This is a genomic window from Streptomyces shaanxiensis (assembly GCF_039537145.1).
GTDB lineage: Bacteria > Actinomycetota > Actinomycetes > Streptomycetales > Streptomycetaceae > Streptomyces > Streptomyces shaanxiensis.
The window spans coordinates 895797-913135 of the sequence record NZ_BAAAZY010000010.1; the positions used below are offsets into that span (position 1 = coordinate 895797).

At 72.6% G+C, this 17339-nt stretch carries 6 protein-coding genes; all 6 read left to right on the forward strand.

The genetic code is table 11. The annotated features are described in order from the left end of the window. Nucleotides 1-39: 39 nt before the first annotated feature. Genes ABD932_RS18015 through ABD932_RS18040 form a run of 6 tightly spaced genes read left to right on the forward strand, consistent with a single transcriptional unit; the run spans nucleotide 40 to nucleotide 17312 of the window. Nucleotides 40-888 carry an alpha/beta fold hydrolase gene (locus ABD932_RS18015; protein ID WP_345013843.1) on the forward strand — a complete coding sequence of 283 codons (849 nt, stop codon included), beginning with the start codon at nucleotides 40-42 and terminating at the stop codon, nucleotides 886-888. A 29-nt stretch (nucleotides 889-917) separates the two neighbouring features. Beyond that, on the forward strand, nucleotides 918-1373 hold the full coding sequence (gene panD, locus ABD932_RS18020) for an aspartate 1-decarboxylase (RefSeq protein ID WP_425587472.1): 456 nt from the start codon (nucleotides 918-920) through the stop codon (nucleotides 1371-1373). A 3-nt stretch (nucleotides 1374-1376) separates the two neighbouring features. Further along, entirely contained in the window at nucleotides 1377-1595 is a 219-nt protein-coding gene (locus tag ABD932_RS18025) for an MbtH family protein (protein WP_345013844.1), read from the forward strand. Continuing rightward, nucleotides 1595-4846, forward strand: a complete 3252-nt coding sequence (locus tag ABD932_RS18030; RefSeq protein ID WP_345013846.1) for an amino acid adenylation domain-containing protein — start codon at nucleotides 1595-1597, stop codon at nucleotides 4844-4846. The genes ABD932_RS18025 and ABD932_RS18030 overlap by 1 nt, the downstream gene beginning before the upstream one ends. Continuing rightward, entirely contained in the window at nucleotides 4843-9423 is a 4581-nt protein-coding gene (locus ABD932_RS18035) for an amino acid adenylation domain-containing protein (RefSeq protein WP_345013848.1), read from the forward strand. Before ABD932_RS18030 ends, ABD932_RS18035 begins: the two co-directional genes overlap by 4 nt. After that, entirely contained in the window at nucleotides 9420-17312 is a 7893-nt protein-coding gene (locus tag ABD932_RS18040) for an amino acid adenylation domain-containing protein (RefSeq protein WP_345013850.1), read from the forward strand. Before ABD932_RS18035 ends, ABD932_RS18040 begins: the two co-directional genes overlap by 4 nt. Nucleotides 17313-17339: the final 27 nt, after the last annotated feature.

The window sequence follows — 17339 nt, forward strand, 5'->3', positions numbered from 1 at the left end:
ACCCGACGGACACGGCCTCGGACGACAGGGCGGTGAACCATGCCGAGCGCGCGGATCAACGGAATCCGGCTCCACTACGAGGACACCGGCGAGGGCGAGCCGGTGGTCCTGGTGATGGGCCGGGGTGCCGGTGGCCGGGCCTGGCACCTCCATCAGGTGCCGGCCCTGGTCGACGCCGGATACCGGGCCGTCACCTTCCACAACCGGGGCGTTCCCCCGACCGACGAGTGCCCGGACGGCTTCACCGTCGACGACCTGGTGGCCGACACGGCGGGCCTGGCCGAGCACCTCGGTCTCGCGCCGTGCCGGTTCGTCGGCGTCTCCCTGGGTGCGTACGTCGTCCAGGAGCTGATGCTCGCCCGGCCGCAACTCGTCCAGCAGGGCGTGCTGATGGCCACCCGCGGCCGTACCGACGTCCTGCGCGCCGCGATGGCGAACGCCGAACGCGCCCTGTACGACAGCGGCTTGGAACTGCCCGTCGCCTACACCGCCTGGATCCGCGCCCTGCAGAACCTCTCACCGGCCACCCTGGACGACGACCGGCAGGTCCAGGACTGGCTGGAGCTCTTCGAGTTCTCACCCCAGCCCCAAGGGCCCGGCGTACGGGCCCAGTTGGACCTCGACGTCCCGGATGGTCGGCTGGACGCCTACCGGGCCGTCGACGTGCCCTGCCTGGTCGTCGGCTTCGCGGACGACGTCATCCTCCCGCCGCACCTCGGGCGGGAGGTCGCCGACGCCATCCCCGGTGCCGTCTACCAGGAGATCAAGGGCTGCGGACACTACGGCTACCTGGAGCGACCGGACGAAGTGAACCGGGTGGTCCTGGAGTTCTTCAGTGACCGGACTTCCACACGTCCTTCCGCACCCGGCGATGTTGATTTAGGTTAGCCTCACCTAAGTAGTCTCCTCAGGGGGTCATGGTGCACCGCACCTTGCTGAACGGCAAGATCCACCGAGCCACCGTCACCCAGGCAGATCTGCACTACGTCGGATCGCTGACGATCGATCAGGACCTCATGGAGGCCGCCGACATCGTCGAGGGCGAAGCGGTCCAGATCGTCGACATCGACAACGGCGCCCGACTCACCACCTACGCCATCACCGGCGAACGCGGCAGCGGCGTCATCGGGATCAATGGGGCCGCCGCCCATCTCGTCCACCCCGGGCACCTGGTGATCATCATGTCCTTCGCCGCGCTCGACGAGTCCGAGCGCGCCGCCCATCGGCCCCGGGTCGTCCACGTCGACAAGGCCAACCGGATCGTCGCGCTCGGCGCCGACCCTGCCGAGCCCGTGCCCGACGCGACCGACCAGGTGTCCGGCACCTTCACGTACCACGCGCCGGTCCAGGCCGCCGAGCAGGAGAGGAACTGAGCCATGGCCAACCCCTTCGACGACGCGAACGGTGTCTTCCACGTCCTGGTCAACGACGAGGGCCAGTACTCCCTGTGGCCGGACTTCGTAGCCGTACCCGACGGCTGGTCCTCGGTGCACGGTCCCGACGGCCGGGAGGCCTGCCTGGAGTACATCGAGCGGAACTGGACGGACATGCGCCCGCGCAGCCTGGCCGAGGCCATGCGCAGGGCCGAGGGCTGATGGCCGGCCGCCCTGCCGTGGAGGACGTCCTCCCCCTGTCGCCCATGCAGGAGGGGATGGTCTTCCACGCGCTGTACGACGAACAGGGCCACGACGTCTACACCGGCCAGATGACCCTCCGCCTCGAAGGGCCACTGGACGGGGAACGGATGAGCACGGCGGTCGGGAAGCTGCTGGCCCGGCACGCCAATCTGCGGGCCGCGTTCCGCACGCAGCGCTCAGGGCGCCCGGTCCAGGTGATCAGGAGCGAGGTCAAGACCCCGTGGCAGGTCACCGACCTGTCCTCCCTGCCGCCCGACGAACGTGAACCGGCCTTGGAACGGCTGCTGGCGGAGGACCGCGCAAAGCGGTTCGACCTGACCCGGCCGCCGCTGCTGCGGTGCCGGCTGGTCACCTTCGACGCGCTGAGCCACCGCCTGGTGATCTCCTCGCACCACCTGCTCTGGGACGGCTGGTCCGCCCCGGTCCTGGTCCGGGAACTCTTCCAGCTGTACGCCTCGGACGGCGGCCCCGACGCCCTGCCCCGGGTGCAGCCCTACCGCGACTACCTGGCCTGGCTGGCCCGGCAGGACCGCACGGCCGCGGAACAGTCATGGCAGGCCGCGTTGACGGGACTTGACGAACCGTCACTGATCGCCCCCGATGCCCGGGACCTGCCAGCCGAGGAGCCCGAGAGACTGGTACGGGACCTCTCGGAGCAGGACACCGAGGCCCTCACCGCCACCGCCCGGACCCACGGTCTCACCGTCAGCACCGTGCTCCAGGGGCTGTGGGCGGTCCTGCTCGGCAGACTGACCGGCCGCACCGACGTCGTTCTCGGCGCCACCGTCTCCGGCCGCGACGCCGACGTTCCCGGCATCGAGTCGATGGTCGGCCTCTTCATCAACACCCTGCCGGTACGCGCGCGGCTGCGTCCCGAGGAACCGCTCGCGGACCTGCTCGCCCGGCTCCAGTCCGAGCAGTCCGCACTGCTCGACCACCGCCACCTCGGCCTCGCCGACATCCAGCGCGCCGCCGGGCACACGGTCCTGTTCGACACCCTGCTGGTCTTCGAGAGCTATCCCATCGACGACGACGGCATCGCCCGGGCCCTCGGCCCCGACGGTCTGCGCATGACGGGCGTCTCGGTCCACGACGCCACCCACTACCCCCTGAACCTCACCGCCCTGCCCGGCGCACGGCTGACACTGACCTTCAGCTACCGGCCGACGGTGTTGGATCACACGGCGGTGACCCGCGTCGCAGCCCAACTCGACGTACTCGTCCGGGACTTCATCGAACGCCCGGCAACCCCCGTCGCGCAGCTCGGCCTGCCCCCGGCGGAGGGCGACCCGCACACCCCGAGCGAAGGCCCCCTCTCGCACCCCACCGTCCGCGCCCTGTTCGAGGACCAGGCGTCCCGCACCCCCGACGCCCCCGCCGTCCTCCACGGCGACACCACCCTGACCTTCGCCGAACTCGACACCCGAGCCGACCGGTTGGCGGCCGCTCTGGCCGAACGGGGCGCCGGGCCGGAGGCCGTCGTCGCCGTGGCCCTGCCCCGCGGCCCCGACCTGGCCACCGCGCTCCTCGCGGTGCTCAAGGCCGGAGCGGCCTGTATGCCGATCGACCCCGGCTACCCGCCCGACCGCATCGCCCTGATGCTCGACGACGCCGAGCCCCGGCTCGTGATCTGCGATGCCTCGACGGCCCAACAGCTCGGCATCAAAAGGGAGTTGACATGCCCGCCGGGCGCGGAGGCCGCCGCCGTACGGCAGCGACCGCCGTTGTCGCCCGAGCACCCCGCGTACGTCATCTTCACCTCGGGCTCCACCGGCCGCCCCAAGGGTGTGATCGGCACTCAGCAGGCCCTGGCCAACCGGCTCGCCTGGGGCCGGGAGCTGGGCGCCGACCCGACCGGGGTCCGGGTCTCCAAGAGCCCGCTGAGCTTCATCGACGGCCTCACCGAACTGCTCGGCGCCCTGGTCGCGGGCGAGGCGGTGGCCCTGGCCGACGACGAGGCGACCGGCGACCCCACCGCGCTCGCCGCACTGGCCGACCGCCACCGGGCCACCCTCCTCACCGCGGTCCCCAGCCTCTTCACCACCCTCGTCGAATCCGCCCCGCCGGACGCCTTCTCCTCCGTCCGCACCTGGATCTCCAGCGGCGAACCCCTCTCCGGCGAGTTGGCCGAGGCGATCACCCGACGCTGGCCGCAGGCACGACTGGTCAATCTCTACGGCTGCTCCGAGGCGGCAGGCGACAGTCTCGTCCACCTCCACGACGGCGGCGCGGGCCCGGTCCCGCTCGGACGGCCGATCGCGAACACGCGCGTCCACGTCCTCGACCCGTTCCTGCGTCCGTCGCCCGTCGGCGCGGTCGGTGAGCTGTACGTTGCGGGCGCCGGGCTGGCCCGCGGCTACCTCGGCCAACCGGGCCGCACGGCCGAGCGCTTCGTCGCCGACCCCTTCGGCCCGGCGGGCAGCCGCCTCTACCGCACCGGCGACCTCGCCAGGCTTCGCGCCGACGGCACGGTGGAGTTCCTCGGCCGGGCCGACGACCAGATCAAGATCAGGGGCTTCCGCGTCGAGCCGGGCGAGATCGAGGCGGCGGCGCGTGCGTTGCCGGGGGTGGGACGGGCCGCGGTCGTGGTGCGGGAGGACGGGGCGGCGCCGCGGCGGTTGGTGGCGTATGTCGTACCGGAGGCGCAGGGGGCGCAAGAGGTTCACGGTGCGCCGAGGGTGCCGGGGGCGCAGCCGACGCAGGGTGCTTCGCCCTCGCCCGCCCTCGCCCCCGCCACCCTGCGTCGAGCCCTCGCCGAACGCCTGCCCGCCCACCTCGTACCGTCGGCCGTCGTCGTCCTCGACGCCCTGCCGCTCACCCCCAGCGGCAAGCTGGACCGCCGGGCCCTGCCCGCCCCCGACTTCACCGGCACGAGCCCGTTCGAGCCGCCCCGCACCGAACCGGAGAAGGTGCTGTGCGGCCTGTTCGCGGAGGTGCTCGGTCTCGAACGGGTCGGCGTCCACGACGACTTCTTCGAGCACGGCGGCGACAGCATCGTCTCGGTCCGGCTGGCCGACCGGGCCCGCAGAGCCGGACTCGCGCTGTCCCCGCGTGATGTGTTCACCCACCGCACCGCGGCCGGGCTCGCCCGGGCCCTGCCCGACGAAACCGGCCCCGCGCCCGAGGAGTTCACGCCGACCGGCGCCCCGCTGGTGTCACTCAGCCAGTCGCAGCTCGACAACGTCAAGGCGAGGTGGAGGACTCGATGAGCAAGGCACCCGGGGACGACGGTTCCCTGGTCGAGGACGTTCTGCCGCTCTCCCCGCTGCAGCAGGGCCTGCTGTTCCACGCTCTGTTCGACGAGGGCGCGCAGGACGTCTACACCATGCAGTCCCTGGTGGAGATCGAGGGCCCGCTGCGCCCCGCCCTGCTGCGCACCGCCGCCGAGGAACTCTTCGCCCGGCACGCCAACCTGCGCAGCGCCTTCCTGCACGAGGACCTGGACGAACCGGTGCAGGTCGTCCTCAAGCAGGTGCCCGTGAACTGGGTCGAGGCGGATGTCACGGGGGAGGTGGAGGCGGAGGTGGCCCGGCTGATCGCCGAGGACGCGACCGCGCGCTTCGACCTCACCGACCCGCCCCTGCTGCGCCTGACGCTCGTACGCCGAGCCGCCGACCGCTGGCTGCTGGTCCTCACCAACCACCACCTCCTGCTGGACGGTTGGTCCATCCCCCTCCTCGTCCGCGAACTCCTCCAGCTGTACGCGGCCCGGCTCGCCCCCGGCTCCACGGCCCCGCTGCCCGCCGTACGGCCCTACCGTGACTTCCTCGCCTGGCTCGCCTCCCGCGACCGCGAGGCCTCCGCCGACGCCTGGCGTGAGGCGCTGGCCGGGGCGTCGCCCACAGTGCTGGCTCCTTCGGCGGCCGGGCTGGTCCCGGTGCCGCCGGAGCTGCACACCCTGCGGCTGACCGAGGAACTGACGGGCCGGGTGCAGGAGTTCGCCCGCAGCCGGGGCGTCACCGTGAACACGGTCGTACAGGGGCTGTGGGCCCTGCTGCTGGCGCGGCTGACGGGCCGCGACGACGTGGTCTTCGGAGCGACCGTGGCCGGCCGGCCCGCCGAACTGGCCGGTGCGGAGTCCATGATCGGCCTGTTCATCAACACGGTCCCGGTCCGGGTGACCGTACCGCCCGGCGAGCGTGCGGGCGCCTTCCTGCGCCGACTGCAGGACGAACAGTCCAGGCTGATGGACCATCAGCACCTCGGGCTCACCGAGATCCAGCGCACAGCCGGAGCGGGCGACCTCTTCGACACCCTCCTGGTCTTCGAGAACTATCCGATCGACGAGTCGGCGGTCGCCGAGGCCGAGGCGAGCGCCGGCCTGCGTATCGTCGAGGTCAAGGGCTCGGGCGCCACCCACTACCCGCTGACCCTGGCGGTGCTGGCCGAGCAGGAGCTCGGGGTCGTCTTCGAGTTCCGCCCCGACTGCTATGACCGTCAGGCCGTGAAGCAGCTGGCAGGCCGCTTTGAGCGCCTCGTCCATGCGGTTCTGGCCGCGCCGGACGTCCCCCTGGCTGCGTTGGACGTCCTCGCGCCCGAGGAGCGGGTGGCGCTGCTGACGGGCGGGGTGGGGGAGCGGCTGCCGGTGCCGTATCGCACGATGCCCGAGGTGTTCGAGGCGCAGGCGGCCAGCACGCCGGACGCGTTGGCGGTGGTCGGGGACGGGCAAAGCCTCACGTTCGCGGAGTTGAACAGTGCGGCGAACCAACTCGCCAAGCACCTGGTCGAGTTGGGAGCAGCACCCGAGCAGATCGTCGCGTTCGCCCTCCCGCCGACTCCGGACACGATGATCGCGCTCCTGGCCATCCAGAAGGCGGGCGCGGCCTATTTGCCACTGGATCCGGAATGGCCGGAGGAGCGGATCGCAGGCATGCTGGCGGATGCGAGTCCGGTGGCGCTCATAACAACGACGACAGCAACGCCGTCGAAGGGGCGCGGGGAACTGCGCGACCAGCCACACTCAACCCGCAGCCACCTTCCGGCACTGCCACCCCACCGCTGCGTACTCGTGGACGCACCCGACACGCGCCACCTCCTGGCGCACACCCCCGCCGCCAATCTCACCGACGCCGACCGCCACAACCCCCTCCTGCCCGAACACCCCGCCTACGTCATCTACACCTCGGGTTCCACCGGCCGCCCCAAGGCCGTCGTCATCCCCCACCGCTCCATTGCCAACCTCTTCGCAGCCCACAACGCCGCACTGCACACACCGGCGTTGAAAGCGGCCGGCGGCAGCCAACTCCGCATCGGCCACGCCTGGCCCACCGCCTTCGACGCCTCCTGGCAACCCATGCTGTGGATGTTCGCCGGACACGAACTGCACATGGTCCCGGAGGACGTCCGCCGCGACCCCGCCGCCCTGCGCGACTTCCTCGCCCGGCACGGCATCGAGTTCATCGAACTGTCCCCTTCCCTGCTCGGGGAACTGGTCGCCCAGGGCGGCGACTGGCAGGCCGACCTGAAGGTGCTCGGCGTCGGCGGCGAGGCCGTGCCGCCCGACCTGTGGCGCACCCTGCGGGAGACGGACGGCCTCGCCGCGCACAACCTCTACGGCCCCACCGAATGCACCGTCGACTCCGCGGACTGCGACCTCGCGCTCAGTGAGCGGCCCGCGATCGGCCGCCCCGTGGCGGGCGGGACCCTGTACATCCTGGACGGCCACCTCAATCCGGTCCCCGTCGGCGTCGAGGGCGAGCTGTACGTGGCGGGCGCCGGCCTGGCCCGCGGCTACCTCGGCCAACCGGCGCCGACAGCGGCCCGCTTCGTCGCCGACCCCTTCTCCGGCGACCCCGGCGCCCGCATGTACCGCACCGGCGACATCGCCCGCTGGACCGAGGACGGCCTGGTGGAGTGCCTGGGCCGGGTCGACGACCAGGTCAAGATCAGGGGCTACCGGATCGAACCCGGCGAGATCGAGGCGGTCCTGCTGGAGCACGAGTCGGTCGAGCGGGCGGCGGTCGTCGTCCGCGAGGACACCCCGGGCGTACGGCGCCTCGTCGCGTACGTCGTTCTGTCCGCGCCGCCGGCCGAGGAGACCCCGGAGCTGCTGCGCCGGGCCCTGGCCGCCGTACTGCCCGACTACATGGTGCCGTCGGCGTTCGTCCCGGTGGACGGCTTCCCGCTCACCCTCAACGGCAAGCTGGACACCGCGGCCCTTCCGGCGCCGTCCCGGTCCGCCGGGCCGGCCGCGCAGCCGCCCCGGAACCCGGTCGAGGAGCGGCTCGCCACGCTGTTCGCCGAGGTGCTCGGGTTGGACACGGTCGGGGTGCACGACAGCTTCTTCGCGCTCGGCGGCGACAGCATCGTGTCGATGCGGCTGGTCAGCCAGGCGCGGGCGGCCGGTCTCGCGATCTCGCCGCGTGATGTGTTCGAGCGGCCCACGATCGCGGAACTCGCCGAACGGGTGGAGGCGGGACAGCGCTCGGGCGGCGTCGAACGCCGCGTCACCGACCCCGACGCGGGAACCGGCGACATCCCGCTCACCCCGATCCTGACCTGGCTCACCGAGCAGGGCGGCCCTTTCCGGGCCCTCAGCCAGGCGCGCTTCCTGCGGACCCCGCCCGCCATGGACCTCGACGGGCTGCACCGCACCGTCCAGGCCGTACTGGCCCGGCACGACCTGCTGCGCTCCGTCTTCGCCCGGGCAGGCGACGGGTCCTGGCGCTTCGAGGCCGCGCCCGTGGGTTCGGCCCGCGCGGCCGACTGCGTACGCCGCATCGACGCCGAGCGGCTGGACCACACGGCGATCGGCACGCTGGTGCCGGAGGCGTTCGACGAGCTGGTGGCCGAGCTTGACCCGGCGTCCGGTGCGATGGCGCGGTTCCTGTGGTTCGACGCCGGCAGCGGTCGCGAGGGGCGGCTCCTGGTCGTGCTGCACCACCTGGTGACCGACGCGGCGTCCTGGGGCGTGCTGGTCGCCGACCTGGCCGCCGCCTGGGAGGGCGGGGAGCTGTCACCGCGCGGCACGTCCTTCCGTGAGTGGGCGCAGGCGCTGCAAGGCCTCGCGCAGGAGCGGTCTGCCGAACTCGCCCTCTGGAAGGGGATGTTGGACCGGCCCGAGTCACCCCTGGGTGCCGGACCACTGGACCCGGCCTTGGACACCAGGGCGACGATCCGCAGGCACTGGACCACGCTGGGCCCGGACATCACCGCACCGCTGACCACCGCTTCCGTCCAGGACGTGCTGCTGACCGCGCTGGCACTCGCCGTGGCGTCCTGGCGAAGCGCCCCCGACCCCTCCGTCCTCATCGCCCTGGAGGGCCACGGCCGCGAGGAGCACCTCCTCCCCGGCGCCGACCTCTCCAGCACCCTCGGCTGGTTCACCAGCGTCTTCCCGGTCCGGCTGGATCCCGGTGCCCCACCCGGCGCGGACCGGGTACGGCGGATCCGCGACCAGCTGGCCGCCCTGCCCGACAAGGGGATCGGCTACGGCCTGCTCCGCCACCTCAACCCGGAGACCGCGGAGCAGCTCTCCCAACTCCCGGAGCCGCAGATCCAGTTCAACTACCTGGGCCGGATGGGGATGGGCGAGCGCAGCGAGGCCGCCGTGTTCACGAGCGCACCCGAGACCGGGGCCATGGGCAGCGGCGCCGACCCCGACATGCCCGCCCCGTACGCCCTCGTCGTCGACGCGGTGATCACCGGAACGGACCTCTCGGTGTGCTGGCAGTGGCCGGAGCGGCTCTTCACGGAGGCCGAGATCGAACGGCTGGCCGCGCTGTGGACCACCTCCCTCGAACTGCTGCTGAAGGGCGAACCGCTCCCGAAAGGCGGAGACCAGTGACGCAGACCCCCACCGCCGACCTCGCCGCACGCAAGCGCGAACTGCTGCGCCGCAGGCTGGAGAGCGCCGGTCTGGCCGACGCCGCGGCCCGCTCCGAGCGCATCCCGCCCCGGCCCGCGGACACGCCCCGGCTGCCGCTGTCGTACGCCCAGTCCCGGATGTGGCTGCTCCAGCAGCTCGACCCGGCCGGCCCCGCCTACAACGTCTGCCTCGCCATCCGCCTGCGCGGCCCGCTCGATCCGGCGGCCCTGCGCACGGCCCTGCAAGGTCTGGTCGACCGGCACGAGATACTGCGCACCCGCTACCCGGCCGCCGAGGACGGCACCCCGGAGCAGATCGTCGACGCCGAGGCGGAGGTCGAGTTCGGCACGGCCGACCTGCGCGGGCTGCCGGGGGAGGAGCGGGACCGCCGGACGGCGGAACTGGCCCGGACCGCCTCGGCGACGCCCTTCGACCTCGCCGCCGACCACCCCATGCGCACCCTGCTGATCCATCGCGCGGAGCAGGACCACACCCTCGTCCTGACGGTCCATCACATCGCCTGGGACGGCGGAACCTTCAACGCGCTCTCCCGCGACCTCAGCGCCCTCTACCGGGCGGTGACCGAGGGACCGTCCGCCGGGCTCGAACAACTTCCCCTCCAGTACGGCGACTTCGCGCACTGGCAGCGCACCACCTGGACCGACGAGCGGCTGGCCGAACACCTTGACCACTGGCGCTCCACCCTCGTCCCCGCACCGCGCCCCCTCGCCCTGCCCACCGACGCCCCGCGCACCGCCCGCCCCACCGCGCACGGCGACCGTCGCTTCCACACCTTCGCCCCCGACGTCACCGACCGGCTCACCTCCTTCGCGCGGGGCGCGGGCGCGACGCCCTTCATGGTGCTGTTCGCGGGTCTGGCCGCGCTGCTGCACCGCATCACCGGTGCCACGGACATCCCGATCGGCTCGGCCGTGATGAACCGCGACCTCCCCGGCCTCGAAAAGCTGATCGGCAACTTCGGCAACACCCTCGCCCTGCGCGCCGACCTCGACGGCGACCCCGGCTTCGCCGAACTCGTCGAGCGCGTCAAGCAGGTCTGCACGGACGGATACGCCCACCAGGACATGCCCTTCGACAAACTGGTGGAGCGACTGAAGCCGGAACGGCAGCCGGGCCGCTCCGTCTACTTCGACGTCATGCTGCTCTTCCTCACCCAGGGACTCGAAGGACCGCAGCTCCCGGGCGTGAGCGCCGCATGGGAGACCGTCCACAACGACACCACGCAGTTCGACCTCTCCCTGGAGGCGTTCCTCACCGGCGGCCGCCTGCGGATCGAGGCCACCTACCGCAGCGGCCTCTTCGCCCCGGACACCGTCGACCGGCTCCTCCAGCACCTCGAGACACTCCTCGCCGCAGCCCTCACCGACCCCGAACTCGCCATCTCCCGGCTGCCGTTGATGACCGAGGCCGAGGAACGCCGGATCCTGGAGGACTGGAACGCCACCGACCACCCCGTCCCCGCCGCGCACCTCACCGGCCTCCTCGCCCAGCAGGCCGCACGCACCCCCACCGCGATCGCCCTCATCGCCGACGACGGCTCGCCCGCCCTCGATTACGCCGACCTCCACGCCCGCGCCAACCGCCTCGCCCGGCTGCTGGTCTCGTACGGCGTGGGTCCCGAGCGCCTGGTGGGCGTGGCGCTGGACCGCGGAACCGACCTGGTGGTGGCGTTGCTCGCGGTGCTCAAAGCGGGTGCCGCCTACGTTCCGCTGGACACGGGCTACCCGGCCGAGCGGCTGGCGTTCATGGTGGAGGACGCCGCGCCGACGCTGGTGCTGACCGCCACCGAGACCGCGCGGGAACTGCCGCCAGGGGTACCGCTGCTCCTGCTCGACACGGAGACCATGGCCGCGGAGACCGCAGCCTTCGACTCCGCCGAACTCACCGACGACGACCGGCTCCGGCCCCTCCGCCCCGAGCACCCCGCCTACGTCATCTACACCTCCGGCTCCACCGGCCGCCCCAAGGGTGCCGTCGTTCCGCACGCCGGGATCGTCAACCGGCTGCTGTGGATGCAGCAGACGTACGAACTCGGCCCCGAAGACCGTGTGTTGCAGAAGACACCGGCGAGCTTCGACGTCTCGGTCTGGGAGTTCTTCTGGCCGCTGATCACCGGGGCCGTGCTCGTCCTCGCCCGACCCGGCGGCCACCGCGACCCCGGCTACCTCGCCGAGCTGATCCGCGACCGCCGGGTCACGACCGCGCACTTCGTGCCCTCGATGCTGCGCGTCTTCCTCGACGACCCCGCCGCCGGGCAGGCGCGCGGCGCCCTGCGCAGGATCGTGTGCAGCGGTGAGGCGCTGCCCTCCGAACTCGCCGAGCGCTGCGCCGCATCGCTGCCCGGAACCGAACTGCACAACCTGTATGGCCCCACCGAAGCGGCCGTCGACGTCACCGCCTGGCCGTGCTCCGAGGGGACCAGGTCCGCCGCCGGTTCCGTACCGATCGGCCGCCCGGTGTGGAACACCCGCACCCTCGTGCTGGACGCGTCCCTGCGCCCGGTGCCCCCGGGCGTCCCGGGCGAGCTCTACCTGGGCGGCACCCAGCTGGCCCGCGGCTACCTCCGCCGCCCCGGCCTGACCGCCGACCGCTTCGTCGCCGACCCGTACGGCTCGCCCGGCGCCCGCCTCTACCGCACCGGCGACCTGGTGCGCTGGACCGCGCAAGGCGCGCTGGAGTTCCTCGGCCGGTCCGACGACCAGGTCAAGATCCGCGGTTTCCGCGTGGAACCGGGTGAGACCGAGGCCGCCGTGGCCGCGCTGCCCGGAGTGTCCCAGGCGGCGGTGACGGTACGTCAGGACCAGGCGGCGGACCCCAGGTTGGTGGCGTACGCCGTGCCCCACCCCGGCACCACCCTGGAGCCGTTGCGGATCAGGCAGGACCTCAAGGCGACGCTCCCGGAGCATCTCCTGCCCGCAGCCGTCGTGATCCTCGACGAGCTGCCCCTGACCCCGAACGGCAAACTCGACCGCGCGGCCCTGCCCGCCCCCGACCTCTCCGGCCTCACCACCGCCACCGCCCCCCGCACCGAGGCGGAGGCGACTCTGTGCGCCCTGTTCGCCGATCTGCTCGGGCTGCCCTCCGTCGGCATCCACGACGAGTTCTTCGCCCTCGGCGGCCACTCCGTGCTGGCCACCCGCCTGATCGCCCGCATCCGGGCCGAGTTCGGGGCCGTCCTCCCCCTGCGGGCGGTCTTCGACACCCCGACCGTGGCGGCGCTCGCCCCGCTCCTGCAGGCCCCGGCCGCCGAGCGACGCCCCGCGCTGGTGCCGGCCCGGCGTCCCGACCCGGTGCCGCTCTCCTCCGCACAGGCCAGGCTGTGGTTCCTGTACCGGCTGGAGGGGCCGAGCCCGACGTACAACATCCACACCGCCGTACGCCTCACCGGGCACCTCGACACGGACGCCCTCCGAGCCGCCCTGCATGACGTCGTGGCCCGCCACGAGGCGCTGCGCACGGTCTTCCCGGACGACGACGGCACGCCCTTCCAGCGGGTCCTGGCGGACGTGGCCGTGCCCTTCGAGGTCGCGCCGGCCGGGGCCGGGGAACTCGACGGGCTGCTGCGTGAGGCCGCCGCGTACGCGTTCGCGCTGGATGCCGAGATCCCCGTACGCGCCACGCTGTACCGCCTCGCCCCCGACGAACACGTCCTGCTCCTCCTCGTCCACCACATCGCCACCGACGGCTGGTCGGCGGAGCCCCTGCTGCGGGACCTGGAGACGGCCTACGCGGCCAGGGCGCGAGGCGATCGCCCCGCATGGCCCCCGCTCACCGTGCAGTACGCCGACTACACGCTGTGGCAGCGGCAGTTGCTCCAAGAAGGTGGGGTTTCACAAACCCAACTGGACTACTGGTCACGTCAGTTGGAGGGAGTTCCCGAGGAACTCCAGCTGCCCGTCGACCGGCCTCGCCCGGCCGTCGCCGGATACCGGGCCGGCGCCGTGGACTTCTCCCTCGACGCGGAGGTCCACGCGACGCTGCGGGACCTGGCCGCAGAGGCCGGCGGCACGGTTTTCATGGCGCTCCAGGCCGCCCTGGCGGTCCTGCTCCGCCGCCTGGGAGCCGGGGACGACATCCCCCTCGGCGCGCCCGTCTCCGGACGGGGCGACGCCGCCCTCGACGATCTCGTGGGCCTCTTCGTCAACACCCTGGTGCTACGCACCGACGTCTCGGGCGACCCGACGTTCCGTACGCTGCTCGCCCGGGTGCGCGAGACCGACGTGGACGCGTACGCCCACCAGGACCTGCCGTTCGAGCGGCTCGTGGACGCGCTCGCTCCCACCCGCTCGATGGGCCGGCATCCGCTGTTCCAGGTCATGCTCGCCCATCAGCAAGCTCCGGACGAGACAAGGGACTTCGCGGGTCTGACGCTCAGCGAGCTGCGCGTCGCCTTCTACACCGCGAAGACCGACCTCGCCTTCCACGTCTTCGAACGGGCCGACGGCGCAGGTATCACCGGCTCGCTCGTCCACAGCCTCGACCTGTACGACCGTGAATCCGCCCAGGACATGGTCGAGCGGTTCGTGCGGATGGTAGGCGACTTGGCCCGGCGGCCCGATCTGCCGGTCGCCCAGGCCGACGTCCTCACCCCGCGCGAGCGCGCCCGGATGCTGGGGGAGTGGAACGACACCGCGCACCCCATGCCGGCCACCACCCTGACCGCACTGGTCGAGGAACAGGCGGCCAGGACCCCTGACCTGCCCGCCGTGGAGTACGGCATCGAGGGCGGCACGCGATTGACGTACGCCGAGCTCAACGCCCGCGCCAACGCCCTCGCCGGGCAGCTGACCTCACGGGGCGTCGGGCCCGAACGCTGCGTCGGCATCCATCTGGAGCGCTCGGTGGAGATGGTCGTGGGACTGCTCGCCGTGCTGAAGGCGGGCGGGGCGTTCGTCCCGCTGGAGCCGTCCTGGCCGGCGCGCCGGGTCGCCGAGGTGTGCCGGAGCGCGGCGCTGACGGCGGTGCTGGGCAGGCCGGGCGACGGATCGGTCCTCGGGGACGACGCGCCGCCGTTCCTGGAGGTGCGCCTGGACGGCCCGGAGGAGCCGGAGAACCCGGCCGTCCCCGTCGATCCCGAGGGCCTCGCCTACGTCATCTACACGTCCGGCTCCACCGGCGTCCCCAAGGGCGCCATGATCCGCCACCGGGCCATCGCGCACCGGCTGTTGTGGCAGCGCGGCCTGCTCGGCTTCGGCACCGAGGACGCGGCCCTGTTCAAGGCGCCGCTCGGCTTCGACATCTCCATCAACGAGATCTTCCTGCCGCTGGTGAACGGCGGCAGGGTGGTGATCGCCGAGCCGGGCGGCGAACGCGACGTCGACTATCTCCTCGACACGGTCGAACGGCACCGGGTCACCTTCACCTACCTCGTCTCCTCGATGCTCGACCTGCTGCTGGAACTGGACGGCTTCGCCAGCCGGGCCGGCTCCCTCAAGCACGTCTGGTGCGGTGGCGAGGTGCTCACCCCCGAGCTGTTCGCCCGGTTCCGCGCCGCGAGCCCCGCGGTGATGTACCACGGGTACGGGCCGGCCGAGGCCACCATCGGCGTCAGCCACGTCGTCTACCGCACCGGAGCGATCCGCAGCGCCGTCTCCATCGGGCGGCCCAACGGCAACACCCGGCTCCACGTCCTCGACGACCGGCTGCAGCCGGTGCCGGTCGGGGTGCCGGGGGAGCTGTACGCCGGCGGCGTCTATCTCGGCCGTGGCTATGTCAACGATCCCCGCCGCACCGCCGACCACTGGGTGGCCGACCCGTTCGGCCCGCCCGGCGAGCGGCTCTACCGCACCGGCGACCTGGTGCGGTGGCAGCGCGACGGCACCCTGGAGTTCCTCGGCCGCGCCGACAACCAGGTGAAGATCCGCGGCATGCGGGTCGAGCTGGAGGAGATCGAGGCGATCCTCGAACAGCATCCCGGTGTGCGGCGCGGTGTCGTGGTGATCCGGGAGGACGCCCCTGGCGTCAAGCAGCTCGCCGGGTACTACCTCGCCGCCGACGTCCTCGGCGACCTGCACGGCCGGCTCCGGGAACGGCTGCCCGAGCACATGGTCCCCCGCACGCTCACCGCCCTGGACGCCTTCCCGCTGCTCCCCTCCGGCAAGGTCGACCGCGGCTCCCTGCCCGCGCCCGAGACCACGACCTCCAGCGCACCGGCACGGGAGCCGGCGGACGAACGCGAACGGCTGCTCTGCGAGTTGTTCGCCTCCGTCCTCGGACTCGGGCGCGTCGGCGTCGACGACAACTTCTTCGAACTCGGCGGCGACAGCATCGTCTCGATCCGCCTGGTGACCCTGGCCCGCAAGGCCGGAATCGCCCTCAGCCCCCGGCACGTCTTCCAGACGCCGACGCCGGCCGGTCTGGCGGCCGCCTCCGCCGAACCGACCGGCGCCGGCCTCGTCGATGAGCCGGTCGGAGAGGTGGAGCTGACCCCGGTCATGCGCTGGACGGCCGGCCCCGACGGTTCCTACGGCGGCCTCGCCCAGGCGGTCCTGCTCGTGACGCCGCCGGACCTCACCTACGAAACCGCCGTCGACATACTCCAAGCGGTCCTGGACCGCCACGACATACTCCGTGCCCGACTGACGAACCGACTGGTCGTGCCCGCCGCAGGAACGGTGCGTGCGAGCGACCTGCTCAGTCGTGTGCGGGACGCGGCACTCGACGATCAGCTCGCCGCCGCCGTGGCGCGACTCGACCCGGCGGCCGGACGCATGCTCCAGGCCGTCTGGTTCGAAGGCTCCGGGCGGCTGCTCCTCGTGGCCCACCACCTGGTCGTCGACGGCGTGTCCTGGCGGATCATCACCTCAGACCTGGCAGAGGCATGGCAGTCCGGGCAGCCCGGGCGGGCCATTCCCCGCACAGGCACCTCCTTCCGAACCTGGAGCGGGCTCCTCGGCGAGGAGGCCCGCAAACCGGCACGGATGCGCGAACTCGCCCGGTGGACCGAGGCGTTGGAGAACGGGCGTCCGCTGATCGAGCGCACACCGGACACCGACGCGACGTTGCGCGACCACACCCTCGCCCTCCCGGACGACATCACGGCCCCCCTCCTGACCTCCGTCCCCGCCGCCTATCACGCCGCCGCCCCCGACGTCCTGCTCACCGCCCTCGCCCTGGCCGTGGCGGCCTGGCGGGAGCGGCGCGGCGACCTGACCGGCCGTTCGCTGCTCGTCGGCCTGGAGGGCCACGGACGCGAGGAGGGCATCGCCGAGGGCGTCGATCTGTCGGCCACGGTCGGCTGGTTCACCACGTTCCACCCGGTAGGCATCGACCCGGGCCCGCTCGACCTCGACGAAGCGCTGTCCGGTGGGGCCGCGGCGGGCACGGCGCTCAAGCGGATCAAGGAGCAACTGCGCGCCGTACCGGATCGCGGCCTCGGATACGGCCTCCTGCGCCACCTCAACCCGGACACCGCACCCGCCCTGGAGAAGCTTCCGCAGCCGCAGGTCCTCTTCAACTACCTGGGCCGTTTCACCGCGTCCGGCGCGGCGGACGAGCCCTGGGAACTGGCCCCCGAGGCCCCCATGCTGCGGGTACCGCCGCCGACCGCGTCCAACAGCGGCTCGGCCGCGGGCCGACAGTCCGCCGCTTTCGGTCTGGAGATCAACGCCGTGGCCGTCGAGGAGGCGGGCGGTGTCCGGCTGCACGTCTCCGCCACCTGGCCGGACGGGTTCCTGACCGAGTCCGAGGCACAGGACCTGCTCGGGCTGTGGGAGCGCGCCCTGCGCGGTCTCGCCCGGCACGCCGGTGACTCCCCGGCCGGCGGACTCACCCCGTCGGACCTCCCCTTGGTCGAACTGACCCAGGAGGACATCGACGACTTCGAGAACGACTTCGACGACTTCTGAGCCACCACGGACGACTTCGGAGGAACC

Bases quoted from the DNA above. Each gene is read 5' to 3' on its own strand.
- panD (WP_425587472.1), top strand. From the start codon at position 918: ATGGTGCACCGCACCTTGCTGAACGGCAAGATCCACCGAGCCACCGTC.
- ABD932_RS18025 (WP_345013844.1), top strand. From the start codon at position 1,377: ATGGCCAACCCCTTCGACGACGCGAACGGTGTCTTCCACGTCCTGGTC.
- ABD932_RS18035 (WP_345013848.1), top strand. From the start codon at position 4,843: ATGAGCAAGGCACCCGGGGACGACGGTTCCCTGGTCGAGGACGTTCTG.
- ABD932_RS18030 (WP_345013846.1), top strand. From the start codon at position 1,595: ATGGCCGGCCGCCCTGCCGTGGAGGACGTCCTCCCCCTGTCGCCCATG.
- ABD932_RS18015 (WP_345013843.1), top strand. From the start codon at position 40: ATGCCGAGCGCGCGGATCAACGGAATCCGGCTCCACTACGAGGACACC.